General features: G+C 70.4%; 23 protein-coding genes and 2 tRNA genes. 11 read left to right on the top strand and 14 right to left on the bottom strand.

Annotation, left to right across the window (positions count from 1 at the left end; genetic code table 11):
• Positions 1-37: 37 nt before the first annotated feature.
• The 8 genes from AOM09_RS05325 to eda form a co-directional block, all read right to left on the bottom strand.
• The gene (locus AOM09_RS05325; RefSeq protein ID WP_062385346.1) at positions 38-904 is read right to left on the bottom strand and encodes an ATP-binding cassette domain-containing protein; all 867 of its coding nucleotides are present in this window, start codon (positions 902-904) and stop codon (positions 38-40) included.
• A complete protein-coding gene (locus tag AOM09_RS05320; protein ID WP_082098873.1) occupies positions 901-2,697 on the bottom strand; it encodes a dipeptide/oligopeptide/nickel ABC transporter permease/ATP-binding protein in 1,797 nt (598 codons plus the stop codon). The genes AOM09_RS05325 and AOM09_RS05320 overlap by 4 nt, the downstream gene beginning before the upstream one ends.
• Positions 2,697-3,638: an ABC transporter permease gene (locus AOM09_RS05315; RefSeq protein ID WP_062385343.1), complete on the bottom strand. Its 942-nt coding sequence runs from the start codon at positions 3,636-3,638 to the stop codon at positions 2,697-2,699. The genes AOM09_RS05320 and AOM09_RS05315 overlap by 1 nt, the downstream gene beginning before the upstream one ends.
• 224 nt (positions 3,639-3,862) lie before the next feature.
• Positions 3,863-5,452, bottom strand: coding sequence for an ABC transporter substrate-binding protein (locus tag AOM09_RS05310; RefSeq protein ID WP_062385341.1), 1,590 nt, complete (start codon positions 5,450-5,452; stop codon positions 3,863-3,865).
• A 161-nt stretch (positions 5,453-5,613) separates the two neighbouring features.
• Positions 5,614-7,092, bottom strand: a complete 1,479-nt coding sequence (locus AOM09_RS05305; protein WP_062385338.1) for a glycoside hydrolase family 43 protein — start codon at positions 7,090-7,092, stop codon at positions 5,614-5,616.
• 9 nt (positions 7,093-7,101) lie between these two features.
• Positions 7,102-8,286: a mannonate dehydratase gene (gene uxuA / locus AOM09_RS05300; RefSeq protein ID WP_062385336.1), complete on the bottom strand. Its 1,185-nt coding sequence runs from the start codon at positions 8,284-8,286 to the stop codon at positions 7,102-7,104.
• A gap of 69 nt (positions 8,287-8,355) precedes the next feature.
• Positions 8,356-9,459, bottom strand: coding sequence for a sugar kinase (locus AOM09_RS05295; protein WP_062385334.1), 1,104 nt, complete (start codon positions 9,457-9,459; stop codon positions 8,356-8,358).
• The gene (eda, locus tag AOM09_RS05290) at positions 9,456-10,106 is read right to left on the bottom strand and encodes a bifunctional 4-hydroxy-2-oxoglutarate aldolase/2-dehydro-3-deoxy-phosphogluconate aldolase (RefSeq protein ID WP_062385331.1); all 651 of its coding nucleotides are present in this window, start codon (positions 10,104-10,106) and stop codon (positions 9,456-9,458) included. Before eda ends, AOM09_RS05295 begins: the two co-directional genes overlap by 4 nt.
• A gap of 212 nt (positions 10,107-10,318) precedes the next feature.
• Here eda and AOM09_RS05285 point away from each other — a divergent pair, with 212 nt between their 5' ends.
• The 4 genes from AOM09_RS05285 to AOM09_RS05270 all read left to right on the top strand — a co-directional run bounded on the left by AOM09_RS05285 (position 10,319) and on the right by AOM09_RS05270 (position 15,089).
• Complete coding sequence (locus AOM09_RS05285; RefSeq protein ID WP_062385329.1) at positions 10,319-11,350, top strand: LacI family DNA-binding transcriptional regulator; 1,032 nt, start codon at positions 10,319-10,321, stop codon at positions 11,348-11,350.
• Positions 11,351-11,434: 84 nt separating this feature from the next.
• Entirely contained in the window at positions 11,435-12,832 is a 1,398-nt protein-coding gene (gene uxaC / locus AOM09_RS05280; RefSeq protein ID WP_062385326.1) for a glucuronate isomerase, read from the top strand.
• Positions 12,833-12,882: 50 nt separating this feature from the next.
• On the top strand, positions 12,883-14,226 hold the full coding sequence (locus AOM09_RS05275; RefSeq protein ID WP_062385324.1) for a mannitol dehydrogenase family protein: 1,344 nt from the start codon (positions 12,883-12,885) through the stop codon (positions 14,224-14,226).
• Entirely contained in the window at positions 14,223-15,089 is an 867-nt protein-coding gene (locus AOM09_RS05270; RefSeq protein ID WP_062385321.1) for a sugar phosphate isomerase/epimerase family protein, read from the top strand. Before AOM09_RS05275 ends, AOM09_RS05270 begins: the two co-directional genes overlap by 4 nt.
• A 105-nt stretch (positions 15,090-15,194) precedes the next feature.
• On the opposite strand, the gene AOM09_RS05265 is transcribed toward AOM09_RS05270, so the two are convergent.
• Positions 15,195-15,268 (bottom strand) — tRNA-Ile (locus AOM09_RS05265).
• A gap of 147 nt (positions 15,269-15,415) precedes the next feature.
• Between AOM09_RS05265 and AOM09_RS05260 the strand changes: the two genes are divergently transcribed.
• Together AOM09_RS05260 and AOM09_RS05255 are read left to right on the top strand one after the other, a co-directional pair.
• Positions 15,416-15,616, top strand: coding sequence for a CsbD family protein (locus AOM09_RS05260; RefSeq protein ID WP_062385319.1), 201 nt, complete (start codon positions 15,416-15,418; stop codon positions 15,614-15,616).
• A gap of 77 nt (positions 15,617-15,693) precedes the next feature.
• Positions 15,694-15,769, top strand: a tRNA-Asn gene (locus tag AOM09_RS05255).
• A 66-nt stretch (positions 15,770-15,835) separates the two neighbouring features.
• Here AOM09_RS05255 and AOM09_RS05250 read toward each other — a convergent pair.
• Genes AOM09_RS05250 through dnaG form a run of 3 tightly spaced genes read right to left on the bottom strand, consistent with a single transcriptional unit; the run spans position 15,836 to position 18,708 of the window.
• Positions 15,836-16,270 (bottom strand): hypothetical protein, encoded by a 435-nt coding sequence (locus AOM09_RS05250; protein WP_062385317.1) that lies wholly within the window; start codon positions 16,268-16,270, stop codon positions 15,836-15,838.
• A gap of 40 nt (positions 16,271-16,310) precedes the next feature.
• Positions 16,311-16,736: a VOC family protein gene (locus tag AOM09_RS05245; protein WP_062385315.1), complete on the bottom strand. Its 426-nt coding sequence runs from the start codon at positions 16,734-16,736 to the stop codon at positions 16,311-16,313.
• 1 nt (position 16,737) lies between these two features.
• Positions 16,738-18,708 (bottom strand): DNA primase, encoded by a 1,971-nt coding sequence (gene dnaG, locus AOM09_RS05240; protein ID WP_062385935.1) that lies wholly within the window; start codon positions 18,706-18,708, stop codon positions 16,738-16,740.
• A gap of 114 nt (positions 18,709-18,822) precedes the next feature.
• Here dnaG and AOM09_RS05235 point away from each other — a divergent pair, with 114 nt between their 5' ends.
• Genes AOM09_RS05235 through AOM09_RS05220 form a run of 4 tightly spaced genes read left to right on the top strand, consistent with a single transcriptional unit; the run spans position 18,823 to position 21,090 of the window.
• Complete coding sequence (locus AOM09_RS05235; protein WP_156162250.1) at positions 18,823-19,278, top strand: DUF6941 family protein; 456 nt, start codon at positions 18,823-18,825, stop codon at positions 19,276-19,278.
• On the top strand, positions 19,278-19,700 hold the full coding sequence (locus AOM09_RS05230; RefSeq protein WP_062385311.1) for a hypothetical protein: 423 nt from the start codon (positions 19,278-19,280) through the stop codon (positions 19,698-19,700). The genes AOM09_RS05235 and AOM09_RS05230 overlap by 1 nt, the downstream gene beginning before the upstream one ends.
• The gene (locus tag AOM09_RS05225) at positions 19,697-20,104 is read left to right on the top strand and encodes a hypothetical protein (protein ID WP_062385308.1); all 408 of its coding nucleotides are present in this window, start codon (positions 19,697-19,699) and stop codon (positions 20,102-20,104) included. Before AOM09_RS05230 ends, AOM09_RS05225 begins: the two co-directional genes overlap by 4 nt.
• Positions 20,101-21,090 carry a DUF368 domain-containing protein gene (locus AOM09_RS05220; RefSeq protein WP_082098870.1) on the top strand — a complete coding sequence of 330 codons (990 nt, stop codon included), beginning with the start codon at positions 20,101-20,103 and terminating at the stop codon, positions 21,088-21,090. The genes AOM09_RS05225 and AOM09_RS05220 overlap by 4 nt, the downstream gene beginning before the upstream one ends.
• Before the next feature lie 9 nt (positions 21,091-21,099).
• On the opposite strand, the gene AOM09_RS05215 is transcribed toward AOM09_RS05220, so the two are convergent.
• Together AOM09_RS05215 and AOM09_RS05210 are read right to left on the bottom strand one after the other, a co-directional pair.
• Positions 21,100-22,365, bottom strand: a complete 1,266-nt coding sequence (locus tag AOM09_RS05215) for a deoxyguanosinetriphosphate triphosphohydrolase (protein ID WP_062385306.1) — start codon at positions 22,363-22,365, stop codon at positions 21,100-21,102.
• Positions 22,366-22,469: 104 nt separating this feature from the next.
• Positions 22,470-23,036: a dihydrofolate reductase family protein gene (locus AOM09_RS05210; RefSeq protein ID WP_062385303.1), complete on the bottom strand. Its 567-nt coding sequence runs from the start codon at positions 23,034-23,036 to the stop codon at positions 22,470-22,472.
• A 146-nt stretch (positions 23,037-23,182) separates the two neighbouring features.
• Between AOM09_RS05210 and AOM09_RS05205 the strand changes: the two genes are divergently transcribed.
• A partial coding sequence (locus AOM09_RS05205; RefSeq protein WP_156162249.1) for a hypothetical protein occupies positions 23,183-23,369 on the top strand: 187 nt, incomplete at its 3' end.

Raw genomic sequence — 23,369 nt, 5'->3', positions numbered from 1 at the left:
GTCGCCGGACCGACGAGGTCGCGACGCGGTGGGGACGTCAGGCAGGAACGCCCGTCGCCTGCAGGTCCTGCTCGGCCTGCACGGCACGCAGGCGCGCTCGGTCCGCGCGCCGCTGCTGCTGGGCCGTCGGATCGGCGATGGGCGCTGCCAGAAGCAGGCGCTGCGTGTACGGGTGCTCGGGATCCTTGGTGACCTGGCGGGTCGGGCCCTGCTCGACGATCTCGCCGCGATACACGACGCCGACCCTGTGGCTGATGTGCCGGACCACGGCAAGGTCATGCGACACGAAGAGGTAGGCCACGCCGGTCTCGCGCTGGATGTCGATGAAGAGGTCCATCACGGTTGCCTGGGTCGACAGGTCAAGCGCGGAGACGGGCTCGTCGCAGACGATGAGGCGAGGTCCGGGCGCGAGCGCGCGGGCGATCGCGACGCGCTGGCGCTGGCCGCCGCTGAACTCGCGGGGCAGCCGCGCCGCGGCGTTCTTCGGCAGGCCCACGTGGTCGAGCAGGTCCAGCACGCGTCGCGTCGCCTTGGCCTTGTCCCACCCCTGGACGATGAGCGGCTCGGCCAACGTCGCCCCGATCGTCAGGGACGGGTTGAGCGAGCTGTACGGGTCCTGGAACACCACCTGGATCTCGCGCGAGAGCGCGCGCCGCTCGCGCGCCGACAGCGCGGTGATGTCGCGGCCGTCGTACTCGACGGTGCCTCCCGAGATCGGGGCGAGGCCCAAGATGGCTCGACCGATCGTGGTCTTGCCCGAGCCGGACTCCCCCACGATGCCGAGCGTCTCGCCGGCGCCGATCTCGAAGTCGACACCATGAACGATCTCGACCGGCGGCTTGCGGAAGCCCTTGACCGGATAGGCGACCTTGAGGCCCTGGGCCCTGAGCAGCGGTGCGGTCATCGCGGGTCCTTCCCATCCGCGACGAGCACCATCGCGGAGTCGTCGCGGATCGTGTCCTCGTCGAGGATCGATCCGAGCAGCATGGAGGTATAGGGGTGCTGAGGTTGGGCGAACACATCGATGGTGGCGCCGGTCTCGACGACCTCGCCGCCCTGCATCACCGCGAGAGACGTGCAGCTGTCCGCCACCACACCGAAGTTGTGAGTGACAAGCACGATGCCCATTCCCATCTCCGCCTGCAGGTCGCGGAGGAGGTCGAGGATGTCCGCCTGCACCGTGACGTCGAGCGCCGTGGTCGGCTCATCGGCGATGAGCAGCTTGGGCTTGGGGGCGACGGCACCGGCGATGAGCACGCGCTGCGCCATGCCACCCGAGATCTCGTGCGGGTAGGACCGGAAGGTGCGCTGCGGGTCAGGGATGCCGACACGCTCGAGGAGCTCGAGCGCACGTTCCTTGGCCTTCGCCTTCGACAGGCCGGTCGACACCCGGATTCCCTCGACGAGCTGGCTCCCGATCGTGTACACGGGGTCGAGGTTCGACATCGGCTCCTGGGGGATGTAGGCGATCTCGCTTCCGCGCAGCTTGTTGAGCTCGGCTTGGGGCGCCCCGAGAATCTGGCGGCCGGCGAGGACCACCGAGCCGCGGGTCACCACCGCCTCGGTCGGCAGCACGCCGAGCACGCCGAACGCGGTCTGAGTCTTGCCCGATCCCGACTCGCCTACGAGACCCAACGTCTCGCCCATCCTCACGGTCAGGCTCACGCCCCGCACCACCTCGTTGAGCTCCCCGGAAGGAGAGCGGTAGGCGATCCCGAGGTCGCGGACCTCGAGCAGCGCGCCGGTCCCGTCGGCGGTCTCGGCCTCGAAGTCGTCGGCGACGGCGGTGGCGGTGATCTTCTCCGCCTTGGGTTGAGACCCCTCGAAGGTGTCGCGCAGCGCGTTGCCGAACAGCACGAACGCGCCGTTCAACACGCCCAGGGCGACGGCCGGCCAGATGTACTGCCCCGGCGCGATGTAGATGTTCCTGAAGCCGTCGCTGATCATCGCGCCGAACGACGGGATCTCCTTCGAGCCGACGCCCAGATAGGCGAGCCCGGACTGCACACCGATCGCAGAACCGAACAGGAACGTCGTGGCGACGATGACAGGTCCGCGGACCACCGACAGGATGTGCCGACCGAGGATACGCATGTCGGTCACGCCCGACACGCGGGCGGCGTCGACATAGAGCTCACGGCTGACGCCGACCGTCTGATTGCGGACGATGCGGTAGATGCCCGGCGTGAGGAGGAAGCCGAAGATGGCCATGGTCCAGCGGAAGTCGCCGCCCGTGAGAGGCATGAGCACGATCAGCAGCAGCATGCCCGGGAAGGTCTGGAGGATGGTGGCGCCCCACTCCACCGGGGTCCGGAACCTGTTGAAGTAACCTCCGACGAGGCCGAGCGTGGTGCCGACGACCAGCGCGATCGAGGCGCCGATCAGGCCGGACACCATCGCGGTGTTGATCGAGTGCAGCAGTCGCGCGAGGATGTCGCGCCCGGCGTAGTCGCCTCCGAGCGGATAGTCGGGCGATCCGATGGGAAGGTTGATGGCCTCGAACCGCGCCTCATTGGGACCGTGCTGGGGGATCACGTTCGCGAGGAGTCCGAGGACAACGAACGTCAGGATGATGAGGCCCGTGATCACGGCCTGCGGGTCGCGAACGAGTCGCTGGAGCGCGCCGCGCCGGACCTCAGCGGGCTCGTCCTCGAGCGCGAGCGCAGGCACAGCGACCGGAGCGGTGGGGGTCGACATCAGTACTGCCTCGCCTTCGGGTTGAGCCAGCCGTTGGCCAGGTCGATCAGGAGGTTGACGCCGATGGTCAGACCGACGCCGAACGCGGTCAGTCCCATGAGCACAGGGAAGTCGCCCTGGAGCGCGACATTGAAGCTGTAGGTGCCGAATCCCGGAAGCGCGAACACCTGCTCGATGAACAGCGCGGACCCGAACAACGTGATGAAGGTGAGGCCGAACACGGTGAGCGCGGGCCCGGCGGAGTTTCGCAGTGCGTGCCGGATGACGATCGCCCGCGCGGAGACACCACGCGTGCGGAGGGTGCGGACGTAGTCCTTGCGCAGCTCGTCGATCATCGTGCCGCGGACCTGATTGGCCATGCTCGCGGCACCGCCGAACGCCATCGTGATCACCGGGAGCGTGATCGACCTCGCCCACTCGGCAGGGTCTTCGGCGAAGGACGTGAACCCCGTCGCGGGGAACCACCCGAGGTTGACCGCGAACACCACCACCAGGACGATCGCGATGAGCAGGTTGGGAACCAGGTAGCCGGTCAGCATCATCCCCTGAGCCGTCTTGTCCACCCATCCACCGCGTGTCGCGGCGAGCACGCCCAGGAAGAGCGCGATGAGCGCGGAGATGATCATCGCCGGCCCGACGACGGAGAGCGTCACTGCGAGGCGGCTCGGCAGCGCCTCCGTCACGGGCTCGCCGGTGAAGAACGAGGCTCCGAGGTCGCCGTGGAGGACGCCGCGAAACCATTCGGCGTACAGCACCGGTACGGACCGATCGAGACCCAGATCCGCCTTCATCGCGGCGATGGAATCGACGTTGGCGGCCGACCCGAGCTTGCTGCCGATGATGCTGTCGAAGGAGAAGCTGAGGAGGAACATCGTCGTGAAGGACACGATGACGAACAGCACGAGTCCGAAGGCGACTCTGCGTAGCGCGAAAAGCAACATTGCTCTGCCTTTGTGTGGTCGTTCGTTGACCCCGAGGTGGCCGCGGGAACCGCCCGCTGGCAGGTGCTGCATCGCGGGCCTGGCATGCATTGAATCACATTTGACAACCGCTTGCCAAATTGGGCTTCGTCGGCTCTCGAGAGCCCCGTCACCGCGGTCCGGGAACGCCTGTGGGGCCCCGTCCGAAGGCGGGGCCCCACAGGCGTGCGTGCCTACGGCGTGCGTCAGCCGGCGACGCCGTAGCTCTCGATGCGGACCGACTGCTGCGCCGATGTGCCCACGTACTTGTATCCCTCCGCCTCGGCGAACGTCTGGCCGGTGAACATCAGCGGTGCGTACCACGCGTTGTTCACGCCGAACGCGTTGATCTGCTTGTAGATGTCCGCTCCAGCCGCCGGGTCCGTGATCTTCGACGCCTGCTCGAGCAGTGCGTCGAGCTCGGGGTCCGTGGTGTGCATCGGATTGAGGAGCGCGGCGGGTGCGTAGAAGTCCTGCACCTGGTTCGCGTCGGGAAGCGTGGAGGCGAACCAGAGGATCACCGGGTACTTCCCCGACAGGAGCGCCTGGACGGTGTCCTGCGGCGGGATCGAGTCCCAGTTCACCGTGATGCCGATGTCCGCCAACGCCTGCGTGATCGCCGGCTCCATGCTGGTCGTGTAGACGAGGCTCGGCATGTCGATGCTGAAGCCCTCCGCGTAGCCTGCCTCGGCGAGGAGCGACTTCGCCTTCTCGACGTCGTAGGTGTAGACCGAATCGAGTGCCGGGTCGTATCCGGAGGTGCTCGGGAAGTCCATCTGGTAGGCAGGCTGGCCCACGCCGCCGCCCGCCTGGACGAAGCCGTCGCGATTCAGCGCGAAGTTGATCGCCTGGCGCACCCGCAGGTCCGCGAACGCCGGCTCGATGGCCCCGTCGCGATCGGCGATGTCGAGGAACAGGGACGACTGAGCCTCGAGCTGGGTGGTGGTGAAGTCACCCGAGGATTCGAACTGGGGTGCGGTCTGCGCCTGCACACCCGCGATGTCGAGCTCGCCCGCACGCAGCGAGTTCTCGATCGCCGTGGCATCCGCGATCACCCGGACGGTGACCTCCTCGAAGGGGTAGGCGTCCGCGTTCCAGTAGTCGTCACGCTTGATCAGGACGTACTGCGTACCCGACTGCGTCTTCTCCGCGTCGAGCATGTACGGTCCAGCCCCGATGGGGTCGAGCCCATAGGACTCATCCGCCATCTTGTCCGGCTGCGCGATGATCCCGACGCGGCTGGTGAGGTCGAAGAGGAAGCCCGGGTCGTTCGCGGAGAACGTGATGACGACCGTCGTCGCGTCCGCCGCCTCGACGGACGCGACCGTGTCGGCCATCGCCTGGCCCGCACCGGCGGTGTCCCGGATGTGCTCGAGGGTCGCCTTGTACTCGGCGGCGGTCGCGGGCGTTCCGTCGGAGAAGGTGAGGTCATCGCGCAGGGTGACGGTGAGCTCGAGACCGTCGTCGCTGTAGCTGTAGCCGGTGGCCAGGTGCGGGACGAGCTCGCCGTCCGGACCGATCACGAAGAGCGTGTCGTAGATCGAGCCCCAGATGAGGGCGTCGTTGCCCGTAGCAAGGCCCACGGGGTCGAACGTCGACGGCGCGCGGTTGGTCGCGATCGCCAAGGTGGTCGGAGCGTCGGCGGCAGGCGCGCCGCTCTCGCTCGTGCCCGTCGTCGGCGACGCCGCGGGGTCGCTCGCCCCAGAACAGGCGCCGAGGGTGAACACCGCGCCGGCGGCGATGGCGGCGGCCACCGAGCGGCGGACTTGGCGCCGCAAGGGCGTGTTGACCTGCATAAGAACTCCTTTGTCGTGAATGCAGCGTTTCCGGGGAAATGAGCCAGCTCGCAATGCGGAATGGCCTGGCGTGCCTAGTGAATCACCAAGGCAATCGGTTGCGCAACCGATTGCCGAATCGTGTTACTGAATCGTTGCAAGGGCGCGGGCATACGGGGCCTTCAGGCCCAGGGCATCGGCCGCGGCGCCGGCTCCTCGAGCTCCGTGAGGGCGACGCTCCGCACCGCTGCCGGACCTCCGAGCGCCTCAAGCGCCAGCATCCGTCCAGTGAAGCCTCCGGCCACCTCCGTGGAGAGGTGACGCCCGTCGACCCGGGCGAGCGAGATCCGCTCCCCCGCACGCTCGAGGGCAAGCTCGATCGTGTCGGGGCCCGGCCCACCCTGGCGTCCGACGGTCGGGGTCGCCTCGATCACCAGCCTGTCGCCAGGCTCCGCGCGCACCGCGCCGAGCGTCGCGTCAAGGTGCGCGCTGACCTGCCTCGCGCGCATCGCGCCCCCGACCCTCTCGAGCCCGAGCCAGTGGTCCGCGGCGAGGCGCACCGAGACGCACAGATCTCCGTCGCCCGGCTCCACCACCGCCCTCCACGCGAACGAACGCAGGCGTGTGCACAGCGGGAGGTTCTGCTCGGACGACTCGGCGTCGCGGCTCGGCTCAAGTCGGAGACCCGCTGACGCGGCCGCAAAATCGGTCGGTGCAACCCCGGGTGCCACCCAGCGGGCGTCGAGCGAGGTGCCCTCGAACGTATCGTCGAACGACGAGTCCGCGCCCGGCGCCTCGTAGCGCCCCTCGACCACCACGGGCCACCCCTCCGCCCAGTCGACGCCCGCGAGGAAGGTCTCGCGGCCCAGCACGTGGAATCGGGGGAACGCGCCTCGCTGCCGGATGCCCAGGTGAACCAGGGCCCAGAGCCCGTCCGCGGTCTCGACAAGGTCCGCGTGGCCTGTGGCCTGAACCGAATGAGCCGTCGAGCGGTGGGAGAGGATCGGGTTCGCCGGGTTGCTCTCGAAGGGCCCCTCAGGGGCGCGCGACCGCGCGACCGAGACGGCGTGACCTGTGTGGGTGCCGCCCTCTGCGACCACGAGGTACCACCAGTCACCGCGACGGAACAGATGGGGGCCCTCGCTCTCGCCCAGGCCGCTCCCGTGCCAGATCACACGATCCTCGCCGAGCCGCTCGCCCGTGGCGGGATCGATCCTCACCTGATGGATCCCCGGCGGCGCGAAGCCGCGGTAGGTGAGGTAGCAGGCGCCCTCGTCGTCCCACGCGAGATCGGGATCGATGCCGAACGTCTGATCGACGCGCACGGGTTCGGACCAGGGACCCGCCGGGTCGTCCGCGTGGGTGATGAGCTGTCCGCGCATGACGTCGGCGATGCTCGTGGTGACCATCCAGAAGCGGCCGCCGTGGTGGCGCAGTGTGGGGGCGTAAACGCCCTGGCTCGCGCCCGCACGTCCGGTCGCGGCGTGGACCACCGCGGCATCCGGCAAGGCGTGGCCCACCAGCTCCCAGGTGAGCATGTCGCGCGAACGGTGGATCGGGACGCCGGGTACGTACTCGAACGACGAGTTCGCCAGGTAGTACCAGTCCCCCGCTCGGCAGATCGACGGGTCGGGGTGGAACCCCGCGATGATGGGCTGCATGGTGTCTCCTTACGCGAGGTCGCCGTCGAGCCCGCGGTTGACGGCGAGCTCCACGCCGCGCACCTCCGCGAGGCCCTTCATGCGGCCGATGAGCGGGTAGCCGGGGGCGCTGTCGCGCGTGAGGTCGTCGAGGATCCGGTGACCGTGGTCCGAGCGGATGGAGATCCGGGGCCCCTCCTCGCCGCGACGGCGCTCCTCGCGCACGAGCTCGCGCACCACCCCGACGATGTCGATGTCACCGTCGATGTGGACGGCCTCGTGGAAGCTGTCAGGATCCTCTTCGCGGCGTGTCGAGCGGAGGTGCGAGAAGTAGATGCGGTCCGCGAAGCGACGTGCCATCTCGACCACGTCGTTGTCGGCGCGTACGCCGTACGAGCCGACGCACAGCGTGAGCCCGTTCGCGGGGCTCGACACGGCCTCGAGCAGCCACTGCGCATCGGCCATGGTCGAGACCACGCGCGGGATGCCGAACAGGTCGAACGGCGGGTCGTCCGGGTGGATGGCCATCCGTACGCCGACCTCCTCCGCGACCGGGATGACGCGCTCGAGGAAGTACTTGAGGTTGCCTCGCATCGACTCGTGCGTCTGGCCGTCGTACGCGGCGAGCGCCACGCGGAACTCCTCCACGGTGTAGGACTCCTCCGATCCGGGGAGACCGGCGAGCAGGGTCCTGGTGACGCGGTCGATCTCCTCCGGTGCCGCGGCGTCGAACCATGCGCGGGCGCTCGCCACGCGCTCGGGGCTGTGATCCGCCTCGGCGCCAGGGCGCTCGAGCACCCACATGTCGAAGGCGGCGACCGCGTCGGCGTCGTAGCGGAGCGCCGTGCCGCCGTTGGGGAGCGGCCAGTCGAGGTCGGTGCGGGTCCAGTCGAGCGCCGGCATGAAGTTGTAGCAGATCATGTCGACTCCGCAGTCGGCGAGGTTGCGCACGGTCGCGCAGTACTTGTCGATCCACTCGTCGCGCGTGTCGAGGCCGCGCCGAATGTCCTCGTGCACGGGCACGGACTCGACGATCGACCAGTACAGTCCCGCCGCCTCGCATTCGGCCTGGCGCTTCTGGATCTCCGCCACGGACCACACCTCGCCGTTGGGCACGTGGTGGAGTGCGGTGACCACGCCGGTGGCGTCGGTCTGCCGCACCTCGGGCAGGGTCACGATGTCGGCGGGTCCGTACCAGCGCCAGGTCTTCTCCATGGGGCTTCCTTCCAGCGGCCGCGACGATGCGGCGGGATCGCGTGTCGTATCTGGGGACGATGCAGGGTGTCAGCGGTCGACGCGGGCGCCTCCGCCGGCGGCGAGCTTGTAGACCTCGGCCTTGGTGGCCATGGTCGTGTCGCCGGGGGTGGTCATGGCCAGGGCGCCGTGGGCGGCGCCGTAATCCACCGCGGTCTGCAGGTCGACGCCCTCGACCAGGCCGTGGATCAGCCCGGACGCGAAGGAGTCGCCGCCGCCGACGCGGTCGAGGATCTCGAGGCCGTCGCGCTGGGTCGCGCGCACCAGTCCGGCGCCCTTCGACCAGGCGAGCGCGCCCCAGTCGTTGACGGTCGCGGAGCGCACGGTGCGCATGGTCGTGGCGATGGCCTGGAAGTTCGGGTACGCCTGCGAGACCTCGTCGATCATCGCGGCGAAGCCGGTGACGTCGAGCTCCGCGAGCGACTCGTCGACGCCGGGGACCTCGAAGCCGAGCGACGCGGTGAAGTCCTCCTCGTTGCCGATCATGACATCGACGTGCGGGGCGATGGCTCGGTTGACCTCCTGCGCCTTCGCGATCCCGCCGATCGCCTTCCACAGGCTCGGCCGGTAGTTGAGGTCGTAGCTCACGACGGTGCCGTGACGATGCGCGGCTTCGACGGCCGCGATCACGGTTTCCGCGGCCGTCTCCGACAGCGCGGCGTAGATGCCGCCGGTGTGGAGCCAGCGCACGCCGAGGGTGCCGAACAGGTGGTCCCAGTCGACGTCCTCGGGTGCGAGCTGTGAGGCGGCGGTGTGGCCGCGGTCGGACACCCCGATCGCGCCGCGCACGCCGAAGCCGCGCTCGGTGAAGTTCAGTCCGTTGCGCACGCCCCGGCCGATGCCGTCGTAGGCCTTCCACACCAGGTGCGACGCGTCGACGCCGCCGGCGAGGATGAGACCCTCGATCAAGCGTCCGACCTCGTTGTCCGCGAGGGCCGTGACGACGGCCGTGCGGTAGCCGAATGCGCGCGAGAGGCCGCGCGCCACGTTGTACTCGCCGCCGCCCTCCCACGCCGTGAACGACCGCGCCGTGCGGATGCGGCCCTCGCCCGGATCGAGGCGCAGCATCACCTCGCCCAGGGAGACCGCGTCGAAACGGCATTCCGTCGCGGGACGCACCTGCAGAACACTCATACCAGGACCTCCTTGCCAGCCGTCAGCGCCACGGCCTCGGCCACCAGCGCTGCCACCTTGTCGAACTCCCCCGCCGACACCAGGTCGCGGGGCACCATCCACGAGCCTCCGACCGCGTGCACGCACGGCAACGCGAGGTACTCGTGCAGGTTCGCCGGCCCGATCCCGCCCGTCGGCACGAACCTCACTCCTCCGAACGGGGCCGCGAGAGCGGCGATCGCCTTCGCGCCGCCCGAGGTGCCCGCCGGGAAGAACTTCACCGTCGACACGCCCAGCTCAAGCGCGGCCTGCACCTCGGTGGCGGTCACCGCGCCGGGCAGGACTGCCACACCATGCTCGAGGCACCGCTCGACCACGTCGCGCGAGAGGCCCGGCGATACGACATAGGAGGCGCCCGCCGCGACCGCGCGATCCACTTGATCGACCGTGAGCACGGTGCCCGCGCCCACCAGCACGTCGCCACGCGCGGCCATGACCCGGATCGACGCCTCGGCGGCCGCCGTGCGGAACGTCACCTCGGCCACGGGAAGCCCGCCGGCGACCAGGGCGCCGGCAAGGCCGTCGGCGGCCCCCGCATCGTCGACCACCACCACCGGTACCAATCGGTGCGCGCCGAGAGCCGCATGCACGTTCATCGCAGTCTCCATCGTTCCTCCACTCGCGGGCCCAGGACCGTCCCGATGGCTCCCATTGAGTTGGCAACCGAATGCCAAGATGGTGCCCATGCTAGGCGATCCTGGCGCAAGCAGCGACCACCACGCCCGGGAGGCCGTGCGCCAGTGCGCGCGAAGCCCTGGCGCGGCAACCGCCTGCCAGCATGGTGACCGTCCGCTACGATGCACGTAGCAAGGAGGACCCGATGACCGATGCCGCTCCGACTGGGGAGATCACAGGACGCCGACGCCGTTCTGGCGCCGCGACCATCTACGACATCGCGGAGCTCGCCGGGGTGAACCCGTCGACGGTCTCGCGCGCCCTCAACCAGCCCGGGCGCGTCAGCGCCAAGACGGAGGAGAAGATCCGCAAGGCCGCGGCGGACCTCAACTTCCACGCGAACCCGATGGCGCGCGCCCTGCCCACCGGACGCACCCACACGCTTGCGGTGGTCGTCGCCGACATCACCAACCCGATGGTGTTCGGCGTGATCCGCGGCGCCGAGCGCGCCGCGAGCCAGGCGGGATTCACCCTCGTGATCGCCGAGTCGCAGGAGTCAGGGTCACTCGAAGCCGGGACCATCGACAACATCGCGCCGTCCGTGGACGGCATCGTGCTCGCCACCTCCCGCCTGCCCGACGAAGAGATCCTGCGCCTGGCGCAGCGGAAGACCATCGTCACGCTCAACCGCGAGGTCGACGGCATCCCCTCCGTCATCAGCGACCCGGCGCCTGGAGTGTCCGCCCTGGTCGCGCACCTCGCAGACCTGGGCCACCGCGCGATCGCGTACCTGGGAGGCCCCAGCCGCTCGTGGATCAGCGGACGCCGTTGGGAGGCGCTGATGCACGCAGCCCGCGAGCGAGGTGTCGCAGTCTTCGAGATCGGCCCCAACAGCCCCACGCTCACCGGGGGCGAAGCTGCGTTCGAGCGCGCACACGCCTCGGGGGCCACCGCCGTCGTCGCGTACAACGACCTCATGGCGATCGGCCTCATGCGAGCGGCGAAGGCGGCAGGCGTGAGCGTGCCTGATGACCTGTCGGTCGTCGGCTTCGACGACGTCCTCGGCGACCTCCTCTCCCCCTCGCTCACGAGCGTTCATGCCGATCTGACGGGCATGGGCACACGCTCCGTGGCCCGACTGCTCGCGCAGCTCGGCGCGAACGGATCGCACGAGGACGCCGGCCCGATCACCACCGAGCTGGTCATCCGCGAGTCGACCGGCCCCAGCCCGCGCTGACGCTGGCGCGCCCAAGGAGCGTCGTCCGTTCGCTCGTTTGGCAACCGATTGACAAGCGAAGCGTTCCTGCCGCACAATCGACACATGCCAACGACGTCCTTGCGGGCCCCCGACCGCCTGCTCCCCGCGGATCCGGAGACTCGCGCGATCGCGCGGGACCTGCTGGCCCGCGTCTCGGATGCGCCGATCATCTCGCCCCACGGTCATGTGCCGGCCTCGTGGCTGGCTCACGACGTGGAGTTCAGCGATCCTGCCGATCTGCTGGTGGTGCACGACCACTACATCACGCGGCTGCTCCACGCCGACGGCGTGCCCCTCGAGCGGCTCCGTCCGGGCGACGGCGCCGATCCGCGTGCGATCTGGCGCGAACTCTGCGACCGCTGGCACCTCTTCGCCGGGACGGCGTCCGCATACTGGCTCGAGGAGGAGCTCGCCGAGGTCTTCGGCATCGGGTGGGCACCGGGTCCCGACACCGCGGACGCACTCTACGACCGCATCGACGCAGCCCTGCGGACCCCCGACCTGCGCCCGCGAGCGCTGTTCGACAGGTTCCGCATCGAGGTCCTCGCCACCACCGACGACCCGCTCGACGATCTCTCCGACCACGCACTCCTCGCGGCAGACAGGTCCTTCGGCGGCCGCGTGCTGCCCACCTTCCGCCCCGACGCCTACCTCGATCCGGCGTCCGCCGGCTTCGCGGAGCGAATCGAGCGTCTCGCGGCTGCCACGGCGACTCCCCTGACCTTCGCCGGATACCTCGACGCGCTCCGCATGCGGCGCCGACACTTCATCGACCACGGCGCGATCTCCGCCGATCACGGCGTCTACGAGCCGTTCACATGCGAACTCGACGCGAGCGAAGGCGAGCATCTCTTCCAGTCAGCGGTGAGCGGCCGCCTCAGCGACGCAGACCTCCACAGGTTCCGCGGACACATGCTGTGGCAGATGGCGGCCATGAGCGTCGACGACGGCCTCGTCATGACGATCCATGCGGGCGTGCGCAGGAACCACCACAGCACCACCTTCGAGAGGTTCGGACCCGACACGGGGCACGACATCCCGGTGCGCACCGAGTTCACCGACAACCTGCGACCGTTGCTCCAGAGCTTCGGCACCGCACGTGGATTCCACCTGGTGCTGTTCGCCATCGACGAGACCGTCTACTCGCGCGAGCTCGCCCCGCTCGCCGGCTTCTATCCGAGCGTCTTCGTCGGCGCCCCGTGGTGGTTCCTCGACGCCCCGGACGCGATGGCGCGGTACCGAGCAGCGGTGACAGAGACCGCGGGGTTCTACCGGACCTCGGGCTTCATCGACGACACACGCGCCTACCTGTCGATCCCCGCACGCCACGGCGTCGCCCGACGAGCCGACGCATCGTTCCTTGCGCGCCTGGTCGCGGAGGGCCGGATCGGCGCGCACGCGGCGGAACGCATGATCGACGACTCCGTCGATGCCATCCCCCGAAAGGTCTTCAAGCTGTGACACCTGTAGCTCCGCTCTCCCGCACCGCGCACGCACGGCCGGCCGCGCCCGTGCGCATCGTGCATCTCGGCCTCGGCGCATTCCACCGGGCGCACCAGGCCTGGTACACCGCGCACGCGGACGATGCGGCCAACTGGGGCATCGCCGCGTTCACCGGGCGCGCGGGCGAGCAGGGCGATGCGATGATCGCGACGCTGAGGGCACAGGATCAGCTGTACACGCTGACGCTGCGAGGCCGTGCCGGGGACCATGTCGAGGTGATCGACAGCATCGTGGCGGTCCACTCCGCCGATGACACGGCGGCGTTCGAGCGCTACATCGCCGACCCGCTGGTCGCGATCATCTCGACCACGGTCACGGAGGCGGGCTACCGGCTCGACGCGTCCGGGAACCCGGAGCAGTCCGATCCCGTGGTCGCGGCAGACCTGGACGCCCTCGCCGCCGGCGCAGGTGCGGTGAGGTCGCCGCTCGCGCTGATCGCGCGCGCTCTCGACGGCCGTCGGCGTGCGGGGGCAGGCCCGATCACGGTGATGCCCTGCGACAACATGCCTGCAAACGGGCGGATGGTCAGGACCGGCCTTCGCGCTTTCGCGAGCGCGATCGACGCCGCACTGGTGTCCTGGATCGAATGCAACGTCACCTTCGTGTCCACCTCGGTCGACAGGATCACTCCTCGCTTCTCACGAGGCGACGACGATTTCGCCCGCGCCGCCGGGTTGATCGATCGCGTGCCGGTGGTCGCGGAGGAGTTCGCCGACTGGGTCCTGGAGGGCGAGTTCGTGGCGGGGCGACCCCTGTGGGAGTCCGCAGGCGCCCGATTCGTCACCGACATCGATCCGTTCGAGAACCGGAAGCTCTGGCTGCTCAACGGGGCGCACACCGCCATGGCGAACCTGGGCCGAGGGCTCGGGCTGGAGACCGTCGCGGCGGCCTCGGGCGATGCGGCGTGCCGAGCGCTCGTCACCGATTACTGGCGCGAAGCGTGCCGGCATCTCCCGGTCGAGGTGGAGGCCGAACGCTACTGCGCCGACCTCTGGATCCGATTCGAGAACCCGCGCATCGCGCACCGGCTCGACCAGATCGCGGAGGACTCGCTGACCAAGCTTCGCGTGCGCATCGTGCCGGTCGCACTGGCGGAGCTCGGGGCCGGGCGCCCCGCCAGCGGGTGCGCGCGGGCGATCGCGGCATGGATCTCGAGCATTCTCGCGGACGGAGGCCGCCGCGACAGTCTCGACGGCGACATCGTCGCCGCCGCCGGATCGGCAGAGCCGACGCACGCTCTCCTGGCGCTCGTGTCCGAGGCGTTGGCGGCCGACGTCGCGTTCGCCGAGCTCGTCGCAACCGCGGTCGCCGAGGGCGTGCTGACGCGACGGGGCGCAGGGTTGCCCGCATGACCCGCCCTCTCATCGCGATCCAGCAGATTCAGATCGGCACGGTCTCCTCGACGGAGGCGCAGGCCAGAGAGACCCTCGGCGCGCTCGTGGCGGCAGGTTTCGCCGGCATCGAGCTGAACTCGTTCCAGACGCAGGCGACGCCGTGGTTGGTCCGCGCGCTCACCAAGGCGGCGGGCATGCCGGCGGGCCGCGGTGGAAAGTTGGACTGGCACGCGATGCTCGCCGACTTCCCGCTCCGCGTGGTGGCGATCCACGAGGCGCTCGGCACCATCGAGGCGGACACGACCGCGGTGATCTCGCGAGCGCGGCGATTCGGCACCATGCACGTCGTCGTCACCGGCATGTACCGGTTCGACTACTCCGGTCTGCATGAGGTGGAGTCGCTCGTCCAGCGACTGAACGCCGCGGGCCGACGCCTCGCGGACGCGGGGCTGCGCCTGCTGTATCACAACCACAGCGTGGAATTCAGGAAGGTCGCGCCCGGCATCAACGCCTTCGACGTCCTGATCGAAGGAACCGATCCCGCGTTCGTCAACTTCGAGGTCGACTGCTTCTGGGCGGCCACGGCGGGCGTGGATCCGCTCGCGTTGATGCATCGGCTCGGCGGGCGCGTGGAGCTGTGCCACCTCACCGACCGTGGCAGCCGACGAACCGGGTCGAGCATGACGCCGATCGACAAGATCGGCAGCGTGGAGCTCGGGCTTGGCAACATGGACATCCCCGCTCTCATCGAGCAAGCGTCGGAGGCGGGTGCCGCGGCGGTGGTCCTCGAGACGCACAAGAATTGGATCGACGGTTCACCCGTCCGCAGTGCCGAGGTGAGCGCCGAGGTGCTGCGGCGCCACCTCGCGCACGCTCGTTGAAACGACGAGTGTGCTAGCTCACGTGACCGCCGTCAACGCCAGCGCACGGGGGATCCGCCCGGCGCGGCCCGGCGGGCGTGGGCGCTTTCGAGGGGTCATGATCGGTGGGCCAGGCGGGGCTCGAACCCGCGACCGATGGATTATGAGTCCACTGCTCTAACCGGCTGAGCTACTGGCCCGAGGCCTCGGGGAGGCCGCCGCACAGTCTAGCGACGCACCGTGCCCGACCGGCGCTCCCCCGCACGTGGGGAATGCGACGCCCTCGGATCGACTTGCACCAGAGGTGGCCGCAACCGCGGCCCTCGACGATTCGACGAGGAGGAGTCATGAGCATGTCCGACCGTGCGAGCAACGCCGCTGAGGATCTCAAGGGCAAGGCCAAGGAGGGTGCCGGCAAGGCGACCGGCGACGAGCAGCTCGAGGCCGAAGGCAAGATCGACCAGCTCAAGGCCGGGGCCAAGGACAAGGTCGAGGACGTGAAGGACGCCGTTGCGTCCACGTTCAACGAGTCCACCGACAAGGGCTGACAGGCGACGCGAGGCGACGCTCGACGCCCGGATTGGTCATCGGACCCCACCGGCATCCGGTAGAGTATTCCTCGCCTTCCTCCGTAGCTCAATTGGCAGAGCAGCCGACTGTTAATCGGCAGGTTACTGGTTCGAGTCCAGTCGGGGGAGCCACCCAGGGCCGGTCCTCAGCGAGGACCGGCCCTTCTGCGTCTCCCACGGGCGCAGCCCCCGCCGCCTTCACATGCTCAGGCCGTAGCCCTCGCCCCACTCCCACTGGCGCCTGTCCGCCCGCGCGTCCAGCGCATCGGCCGCCGCGTTGCGATACGCGCGCATGAGCCGGTGGAACTCGCGACGCTCGCCGCGGTTGAGCCGCGGCTCCGAGACCAGCGCCCACACGAGGAGCACCCCTCCGAGGAACAGCACCATCACGTCGGCGAACAGCCCGCCCCACGCCAGCGCGAGCGGCACTGCGAGGATGAGCAGCGGCGACCGCTCCCACCAAGGCCGCAGCGCTCCCTCCTCGCGCATCTCGTGGCGGACGATGCGCCCGGCACGGCGCACGAGGGAAGCCAGCCTGACGTCGCGCAGGTCGCGGATGCTGGGCACGTCGACGGGGTCGAGCGCGGCGACGTCGCGTCGCGCCCGCTCCTGCACCGCGAGAAGCGCGTCCACCCTTCGGACGCTAGCAGGGCGATCCGACAGCGGCCAGGGGTCAGCCCCCGAGCACCACCGAGCCGTCGGGACCGGGAGGCGAGAACGGGTTCATCGCGAGCTCCCACACGTGGCCGTCGGGGTCGGCGACATAGCCGCTGTAGCCGCCCCAGTCGGTCGGCTCGGGGCGCTTGAGCTCGCTCGCGCCGGCGGTCAGGGCGGCCTCGAACACCGCGTCGACCTCGGCCTCGGTCGGGTAGTTCTGCGCGAGCGTCATCGCGCCCATGCCGAGCACCGCGTCGGGGCGCCCCTGATCCACGGCCAGGTCGGCGAGCCCGAACAGGCCGATCACCAGGCCGTTCGCCTGGAAGAACACGATCTCCTCGGAGACCTGCGCCGGCGTCCATCCCCACGCCACGTAGAACTCGCGCGACCGCACCAGGTCCGCGACGCCCAGCGTCACGAACGACACCCTCGGTCCAGGCATGTCAGCCCTCCCTCAGCTCCCGCCGGCGCTGCTCGAGCCGGATCATCTCGGCGAACGCCTCCTGCGCCGCCTCCGTTCCCGCACCCGCGCGCTGCATGCGTCCCCGCAGGTCCGCGACCTTGCGCGTGAGCGAGTTGTCGAGGAGCCGCGCGAGCACGGACCGTGCGTAGATGCCCGCCTCCGCGGGCTTGTCGTGCGGCAGCGGCGTCACGGCGAGCTGCGACACGAGCGCGGTGAGGTCCGGGCCTGCCTGCTCGACGACGGCACCCACCCAGTCCGCGGGCGCCTCGGCCGGACCGCCCGCCGCGACCACCGCGTCGAACACCTGCGCATACTGCGGCGTCACGAACGCATCGCGCGCGAGCTCGCCGTAGATCCCCCACGCCTTGGCGTCCTCGACGATCGCCTTCGGCGCCTGCAGCAGCACCCCCAGGCTCAGCGCCTCCGCACGCACCACCGGATCACGCGGGTTGGGACGCGACGCGACCACGGTCGCGATCTGCCCCGTCTCCGGGTCCATCGGCGGCGGGCCGTCGTCGTAGGGCGTCGGAGGCGCCTGCTGCGGGCCGGCCGCACCGCCCCCCGCACCTGTGGGACGACGGGAGGACGATGCGCCGCTCCCCCGCTGCGCCGACTGGGACACAGCGCGGAGCACGTCCGCAGGCTCCATCCCCAGCCAGCCCGCGAGGCGTCGCGCGTACTCGGGACGGATCGCCCGGTCCCGGATCTGGGCGACGATGGGCGCCGCCGAGCGCAGCGCGGCCACCCTGCCCTCCGGCGTCTCGAGGTCGTAGATCGACAGCGACGCCTTGATGACGAACTCGAACAGCGGGACGCGACGCTCCATGAGGCGCTTCACCGCATCGTCCCCGTCGCGCTGGCGGATGTCGCACGGGTCCATCCCCTCGGGGTCGACCGCGACGAACGTCTGCGCGAGGAACTGCTGGTCGAGCGCGAAGGACTTCAGGGCGGCGTTCTGACCGGCCTCGTCGCCGTCGAACGTGAACACCACCTTCGCGCCGTGCGACCCGACCTTGAGCTGCGTCTGCCCCGTGTCGCCCATGAGCCGGCGCACCACCTTGACGTGGTCCTCGCCGAAGGCGGTGCCGCACGTCGCGACCGCGTTGCTCACGCCCGCGAGGTGGCAGGCCATGACATCGGTGTAGCCCTCGACCACCACCGTGGTGCGCTCCGAGCGGATCGTGCTCTTCGCGAGGTCCAGCCCGTAGAGCACGTGGCTCTTCTTGTAGATCTGCGTCTCGGGGGTGTTGAGGTACTTGGGTCCCTGGTCGTCGTCGTGGAGGCGCCGCGCGCCGAAGCCGATGACGTCGCCGGTGACCTCGCGGATGGGCCACACGAGCCGCCCGCGGAAGCGGTCGTACACCCCGCGCTGGCCCTCCGACACCAGGCCGGACGCCTTGAGCTCGGGCTCCGTGAACCCGTTCTTGCGCAGGTGATCGGTGAGGTGCGACCAGCCCTGCGGCGCGTAGCCGCAGCCGAACATCGCGGCGGCCTCCTTGTCGAAGCCGCGCTCGCGCAGGAAGTCGCGCGCGATGCGCGCCTCAGGGCCCGCCAGCTGCGCGCGGAAGAACTCGTCGGCCACCCGATGCGCCTCGAGCAGGCGCCGCCGCATGCTCGATCCCGACTCGGAACCGCGCCGGCCGCCGGCCTCGTAGCGGAGCGTGACGCCCGCGCGGTCGGCGAGGTACTCGACCGCCTCGGCGAAGGGCATGCCGTCCATGCGCATGACGAACTCGATGACGTCGCCGCCCTCGCCACAGCCGAAGCAGTGCCAGCGGCCCGCGCCGGGACGCACGTGGAACGAGGGCGAACGCTCGTCGTGGAACGGGCACAGGCCCTTGAGCGAGCCGACGCCCGCCGACTTGAGGGCGACGTGCTGGCCGATGATCTCCTCGATCGGCGCGCGCTCGCGGACCGCCGCGATGTCGTCCCTGTTGATCGTGCCGGCCACGCGCACAGACTACTCGGGGACGCCGACGGGACCGCGCATCGTCCCCGGCCCGGTCATCGGCCTGTCACCGGGTGGCGCTAGGCTTGACGGAGCACCCCACGAAAGGACGCTGTTGTGAGAGTGGACGCATTCCTCGCCGACTCGGCTGAGGTCGTGCAGAACAAGATCTACGCGCTCGGCGCGGGGTGGAACATCATCTTCGTGAACGGCTTCCCGGCCGTGCACCGCCGCCTCTCGGTCGGCGCGATCGTGCACGTCCCCTTCACCGAGACCAACCGCTCGCACCAGTTCGAGCTCAAGCTCCTCACCGAGGACGGCGTCGAGTACCCGATCGGGATCCGCCCGGACGCCGACGGCAAGCCGGCCCCGGTGCGCGCCATGGGTGGCGAGTTCACCGTCGGCCGCCCGACCCACCTGGTCGACGGCGACGAGCAGGTCGCGAGCTTCGCCTTCACCATCGACGGACTGCGCTTCGACAAGCCTCGCCTCTTCTCGTGGGTCATCAGCGTGGACGGCGAGGAGATGACCCGGCTGCCGATGCGCGTGCAGCAGGCGGCCGCGCGCGCCTAGTGGACGCCTACACCGGGGTCGTCTACCCCCTGGTGCTGGTCGCATGCGCCGTGCTGGCGGTCGTCGGGCTGCTCACGCTCGCCCTTCCGCGCCTGCACCGCGTGCTGAAGCTAACCGCGCCGGTCGCGTACGTCGCGGCCGGCGCGCAGGTCGTCGCGGTCCTGCTGCTCCTCTTCTCGGGCATCGAGGCGGACATGATCCTCGCGATCGGCTACCTCATCGCCTCCGTCGCGCTTCTCGCGCTGCTCGGGATCGGGCGGCTCGGCACGCCGGAGGCCGCGGCCGGGGACCCCGACCCGAACCGTCCGGTGCTGTCGACCGAGCAGGTCGCGCGCGTCGACGCGGCGGCCGCGGTGATCGTCGCGATCGCGCTCGCCGTCGTATCGTGGCGCATCCTCATCATCCTGGAGAACGCCGCATGAACCCCGTCGCCCGCATCTCGCTCATCGTCGCGTACGCGGTCCTCGCGCTCGCCGCGCTCGGCCGTTCGAGCTACCAGATCTCGACCAAGCTGTCCGAGGCGCCGGTGCCGTACCTCATCTCGGGCGTCTCCGCCGCGCTGTACCTGGTCATCGCGATCGCTCTGTGGCGTCGCTGGGCCGGCACCGCGCTGGTGGGCACCGCGGTCGAGCTGCTCGGCGTGCTGACCGTGGGCACGCTGGGGTACATCGAGTCCTCGTGGTGGCCCGACGAGACGGTGTGGACCGGCTACGGCTCGGCCTACGGCTGGGTGCCGCTGCTGCTGCCGGTGGTCGCCCTGGTCCTGCTGGTGCGCGAGCGCACCGCCCGCGCCGCCGCATCGTCCACCCCGGAGGTGGCGCGATGACCGCCGCGAAGGACGCGACCGACACCCCACCTGCGGCGCCGCGGCGCGGCCCGCTCGCCCTCGCGCTCAACCTGGTGCGCGGCGCCATGATCGGCACCGCCGAGACGGTCCCCGGCGTGAGCGGCGGCACGGTCGCGCTCATGACCGGCGTCTACGAGACGCTGCTGACCTCGGCCGGCCACCTCATCGGCGGCATCCGCCACACCGTCACCGACGGCGTGCGCGGGCGCGGCCTCGCCCGAGCGCGCGACGAGTTCTCGCGCGTGGTGTGGCCCGTGGTCCTGCCCATCGGGATCGGGATGGTCGTCGCGCTCGTGGGCATGGCGCATGTGATGGAGGGCCTGCTCGAGGACCAACCGGAGACGATGCGCGGCCTGTTCCTGGGCCTGGTGCTCGCCTCGCTCGCGGTGCCCTTCCGCCACTCGCGCGCGTCCGTGACCCGCTACGGCGCGACCGGCGCGTGGGGTGCGCGTGAGTGGCTGCTCGCCGCGGTCGCGGCGGTCGCGGTCGCCCTCATCGTGTCCCTGCCGGGCGGGAACCTCTCCCCCGAGCCGTACATCCTGGTGCCCGCGGGCGCGCTCGCGGTGTCGGCGCTGGTGCTGCCGGGGCTGTCGGGCTCGTTCCTGCTGCTCACCATGGGTCTGTACGAGCCCACCATCGCGGCGCTCAACGACCGCGACCTCGGCTATCTCGCGCTGTTCGCGACCGGCTGCGCGATCGGGCTCGTCACGGTGGTCAAGCTGCTGCAGTGGCTGCTCGAGCACCACCGCCGCGTCACGCTCGTCGCGCTCACGGGCGTGATGGCGGGCTCGCTGGTCGCGCTGTGGCCGTGGCAGGACGCGGACGGCGGCAAGGTCGCGCCGTACGGATCGATCGCCGGGCCGGTGATCGCCGCAACCGTCGGTGCGCTCGCGGTCGTGGCGACCCTCGTGATCGAGCACCGGCTGGGCGCCCGTTCCGCAGACCCGGCGGTCGCGGAGTCTTGACGCGGTCCGCTACCGGCGCCGCGCCACGAACCGGTGGTGCCAGTCGTACGCCGACTTGTCGGTGAGCGACGCCACCTGGTCGATGACCACCCGCGTGCGCGCCGCATCGTCCGCCGCCTCGCGGTGCATCACCGCGAAGTGCGGCTCGAGCGCATCGGCGCCCAGCTCCACGAGCGCTCCCACCAGGTCCGCGAGGCGCTGCCGCTGCTGACGGTAGGCCGCCTTCTTCTCGCGCGGCGCCATGAGGAAGTGGACGGCGATGCCCTTGAGCATGAGGATCTCGTCCGCGAGGTGCTCGGGGATCACCAGATCCGCATGATGGCGGGTGTGGGGGCCGTCGCCGTACGCCGCCCCCGTCGCCTCGGCGACCGTCCCGACCACGCGACCGATGAGCTGGCTGGTCATGTCCTTGAGCGCGGCGAGGGAACGATGCGAGCCGTCGTACTCCTCCATCCACCACGGCTCCGCGCGCAGGCGGTCGAGCGCCTCGATGAGCGCGTCGGGCTCGCCGCGGCCGTACCACTCGCGCGCGTGGTCGGCGATCTCGCGGGCGCGCGCGGGGTCGCGCAGCACGCCGAGCGAGACGGTGTGGTGGACCACCGAGTCCTCGACATCGTGGACCGAGTAGGCGATGTCGTCGGCGAGGTCCATCACCTGGGCCTCGAAGCTCTGGCCGCGGTCCGGAGCGCCCTCGCGGAGCCACCTGAAGACCGGCAGGTCGTCGTCGTAGACGCCGAACTTGCGCGTCGGGCTGCCGTCCGGGCGCGTGGGGGTCTCGGGCTCGCGCCACGGGTACTTCACGCTCGCATCCAGCACGGCGCGCGTGAGGTTGAGGCCCACGCTCTCCCCCGTGTCGGGGTCGAAGGACTTGGGCTCGAGACGCACCAGGAGGCGCAGGGTCTGGGCGTTGCCCTCGAATCCGCCGATGTCGCGGGACACCTCGTCGAGGGCGCGCTCGCCGTTGTGACCGAAGGGCGGGTGGCCCAGGTCGTGCGCGAGGCACGCGGCATCGACCACGTCCGGGTCGCAGCCGAGGACCTTGCCCAGGCTGCGGCCGACCTGCGCGACCTCGAGCGTGTGGGTGAGGCGCGTGCGGACGAAGTCGCCGGTGCCCGCGCCCAGCACCTGGGTCTTCGCGCCCAGGCGCCGAAGCGCGCTCGAGTGGACGATGCGCGCGCGGTCACGCTCGAACGGGGTGCGCTGGGCCTGCTTGGGCGGCTCCTGGACGTAGCGCTGCACGTCCGCTGCGGCGTAGCCGTCGGGAAAGGCGCTCACGTGCCGACTCTAGCGGGCACGATGCGGTGGGCCTGTCCGCGCGGCCGTGCTGGGTGGGTGGTGGGTGGCCGTGCTGGGTGCGTGCGCCCGGTCGGCTCGCCCGGTCAGCGCCGGCAGTCGAGGTGCAGCTGGACGAGGCCCTCGCCGTAGCGGGTCACGCGGAGGACCGTCAGCTCCGCGGCGCGGGCCATCCCGGCGAACAGCGGCACGCCGCGGCCCAGCACGGTGGGCACGAGCGTCACGATGATCTCGTCGAGCAGGCCCTGGTCCAACGCGTCCCGGACCATGGTGCCGCCGTCGACGTAGACGTCCTTGGCTCCCGCGACCTCCTTCGCGTGGCCGAGGATCTCCTTGAGCGCGCCCCGGGCTGCCGTGACCGTCGGCTTCGCCGTGGTGAGGGGGCGGTGGGTGGCGATGATCATCGGGGTCTCGCCGTAGGGCCAGTCGTCGAAGCCCTCGACGATGTCGTACGTCCGCCTCCCCATGACGATCGCGCCGACCTGGGCGAGGAAGTCCGCGAACACCAGCGCGTCCTCCGGCACCTCGCTCCAGGGGGAGGCGGCGACGGGAGCCGCTCCTCGTGGACGGGGCTCGAGCCAGTCGAGGCTGTCGCCCTCGCCGGCGACGAAGCCGTCGAGGGACATCGCGAGGTAGGCGCGCACCTTGGTCATGGGGTCACGCTAGCGCGGGGGTGCGACGGTTGCCGGGCCGGTGCTGGTGGGGTGTGGTCCACAGGCCCGGGCTGGGTTGAGTTTTCCACATCTACCTGGGGGGATGGTCGGGGCTTACTGTCGGTGGGTGGTGTTTGACTGGTCTCATGAGCTTCTCCACCGCCTCGGCCGATGCGGCTCGGCGTGCACTCGTACCGTTCGAGGAGCGTGACCTGTCGCAGCTGTCCGAGGTCGAGCTGGCACGGGTCCAGGAGCTGGCCTGCACGTATGCACGGCTGGCTGCGGTCCCGCAGGCACGGATCGCTGCGGAGGTGGCGCGGCGCGCGGACGCGG

It is taken from the genome of Demequina iriomotensis, assembly GCF_000971395.1.
In the GTDB taxonomy this organism is placed as follows: Bacteria; Actinomycetota; Actinomycetes; order Actinomycetales; family Demequinaceae; genus Demequina; species Demequina iriomotensis.
This window is presented reverse-complemented; position numbering and strand designations above follow the sequence as displayed.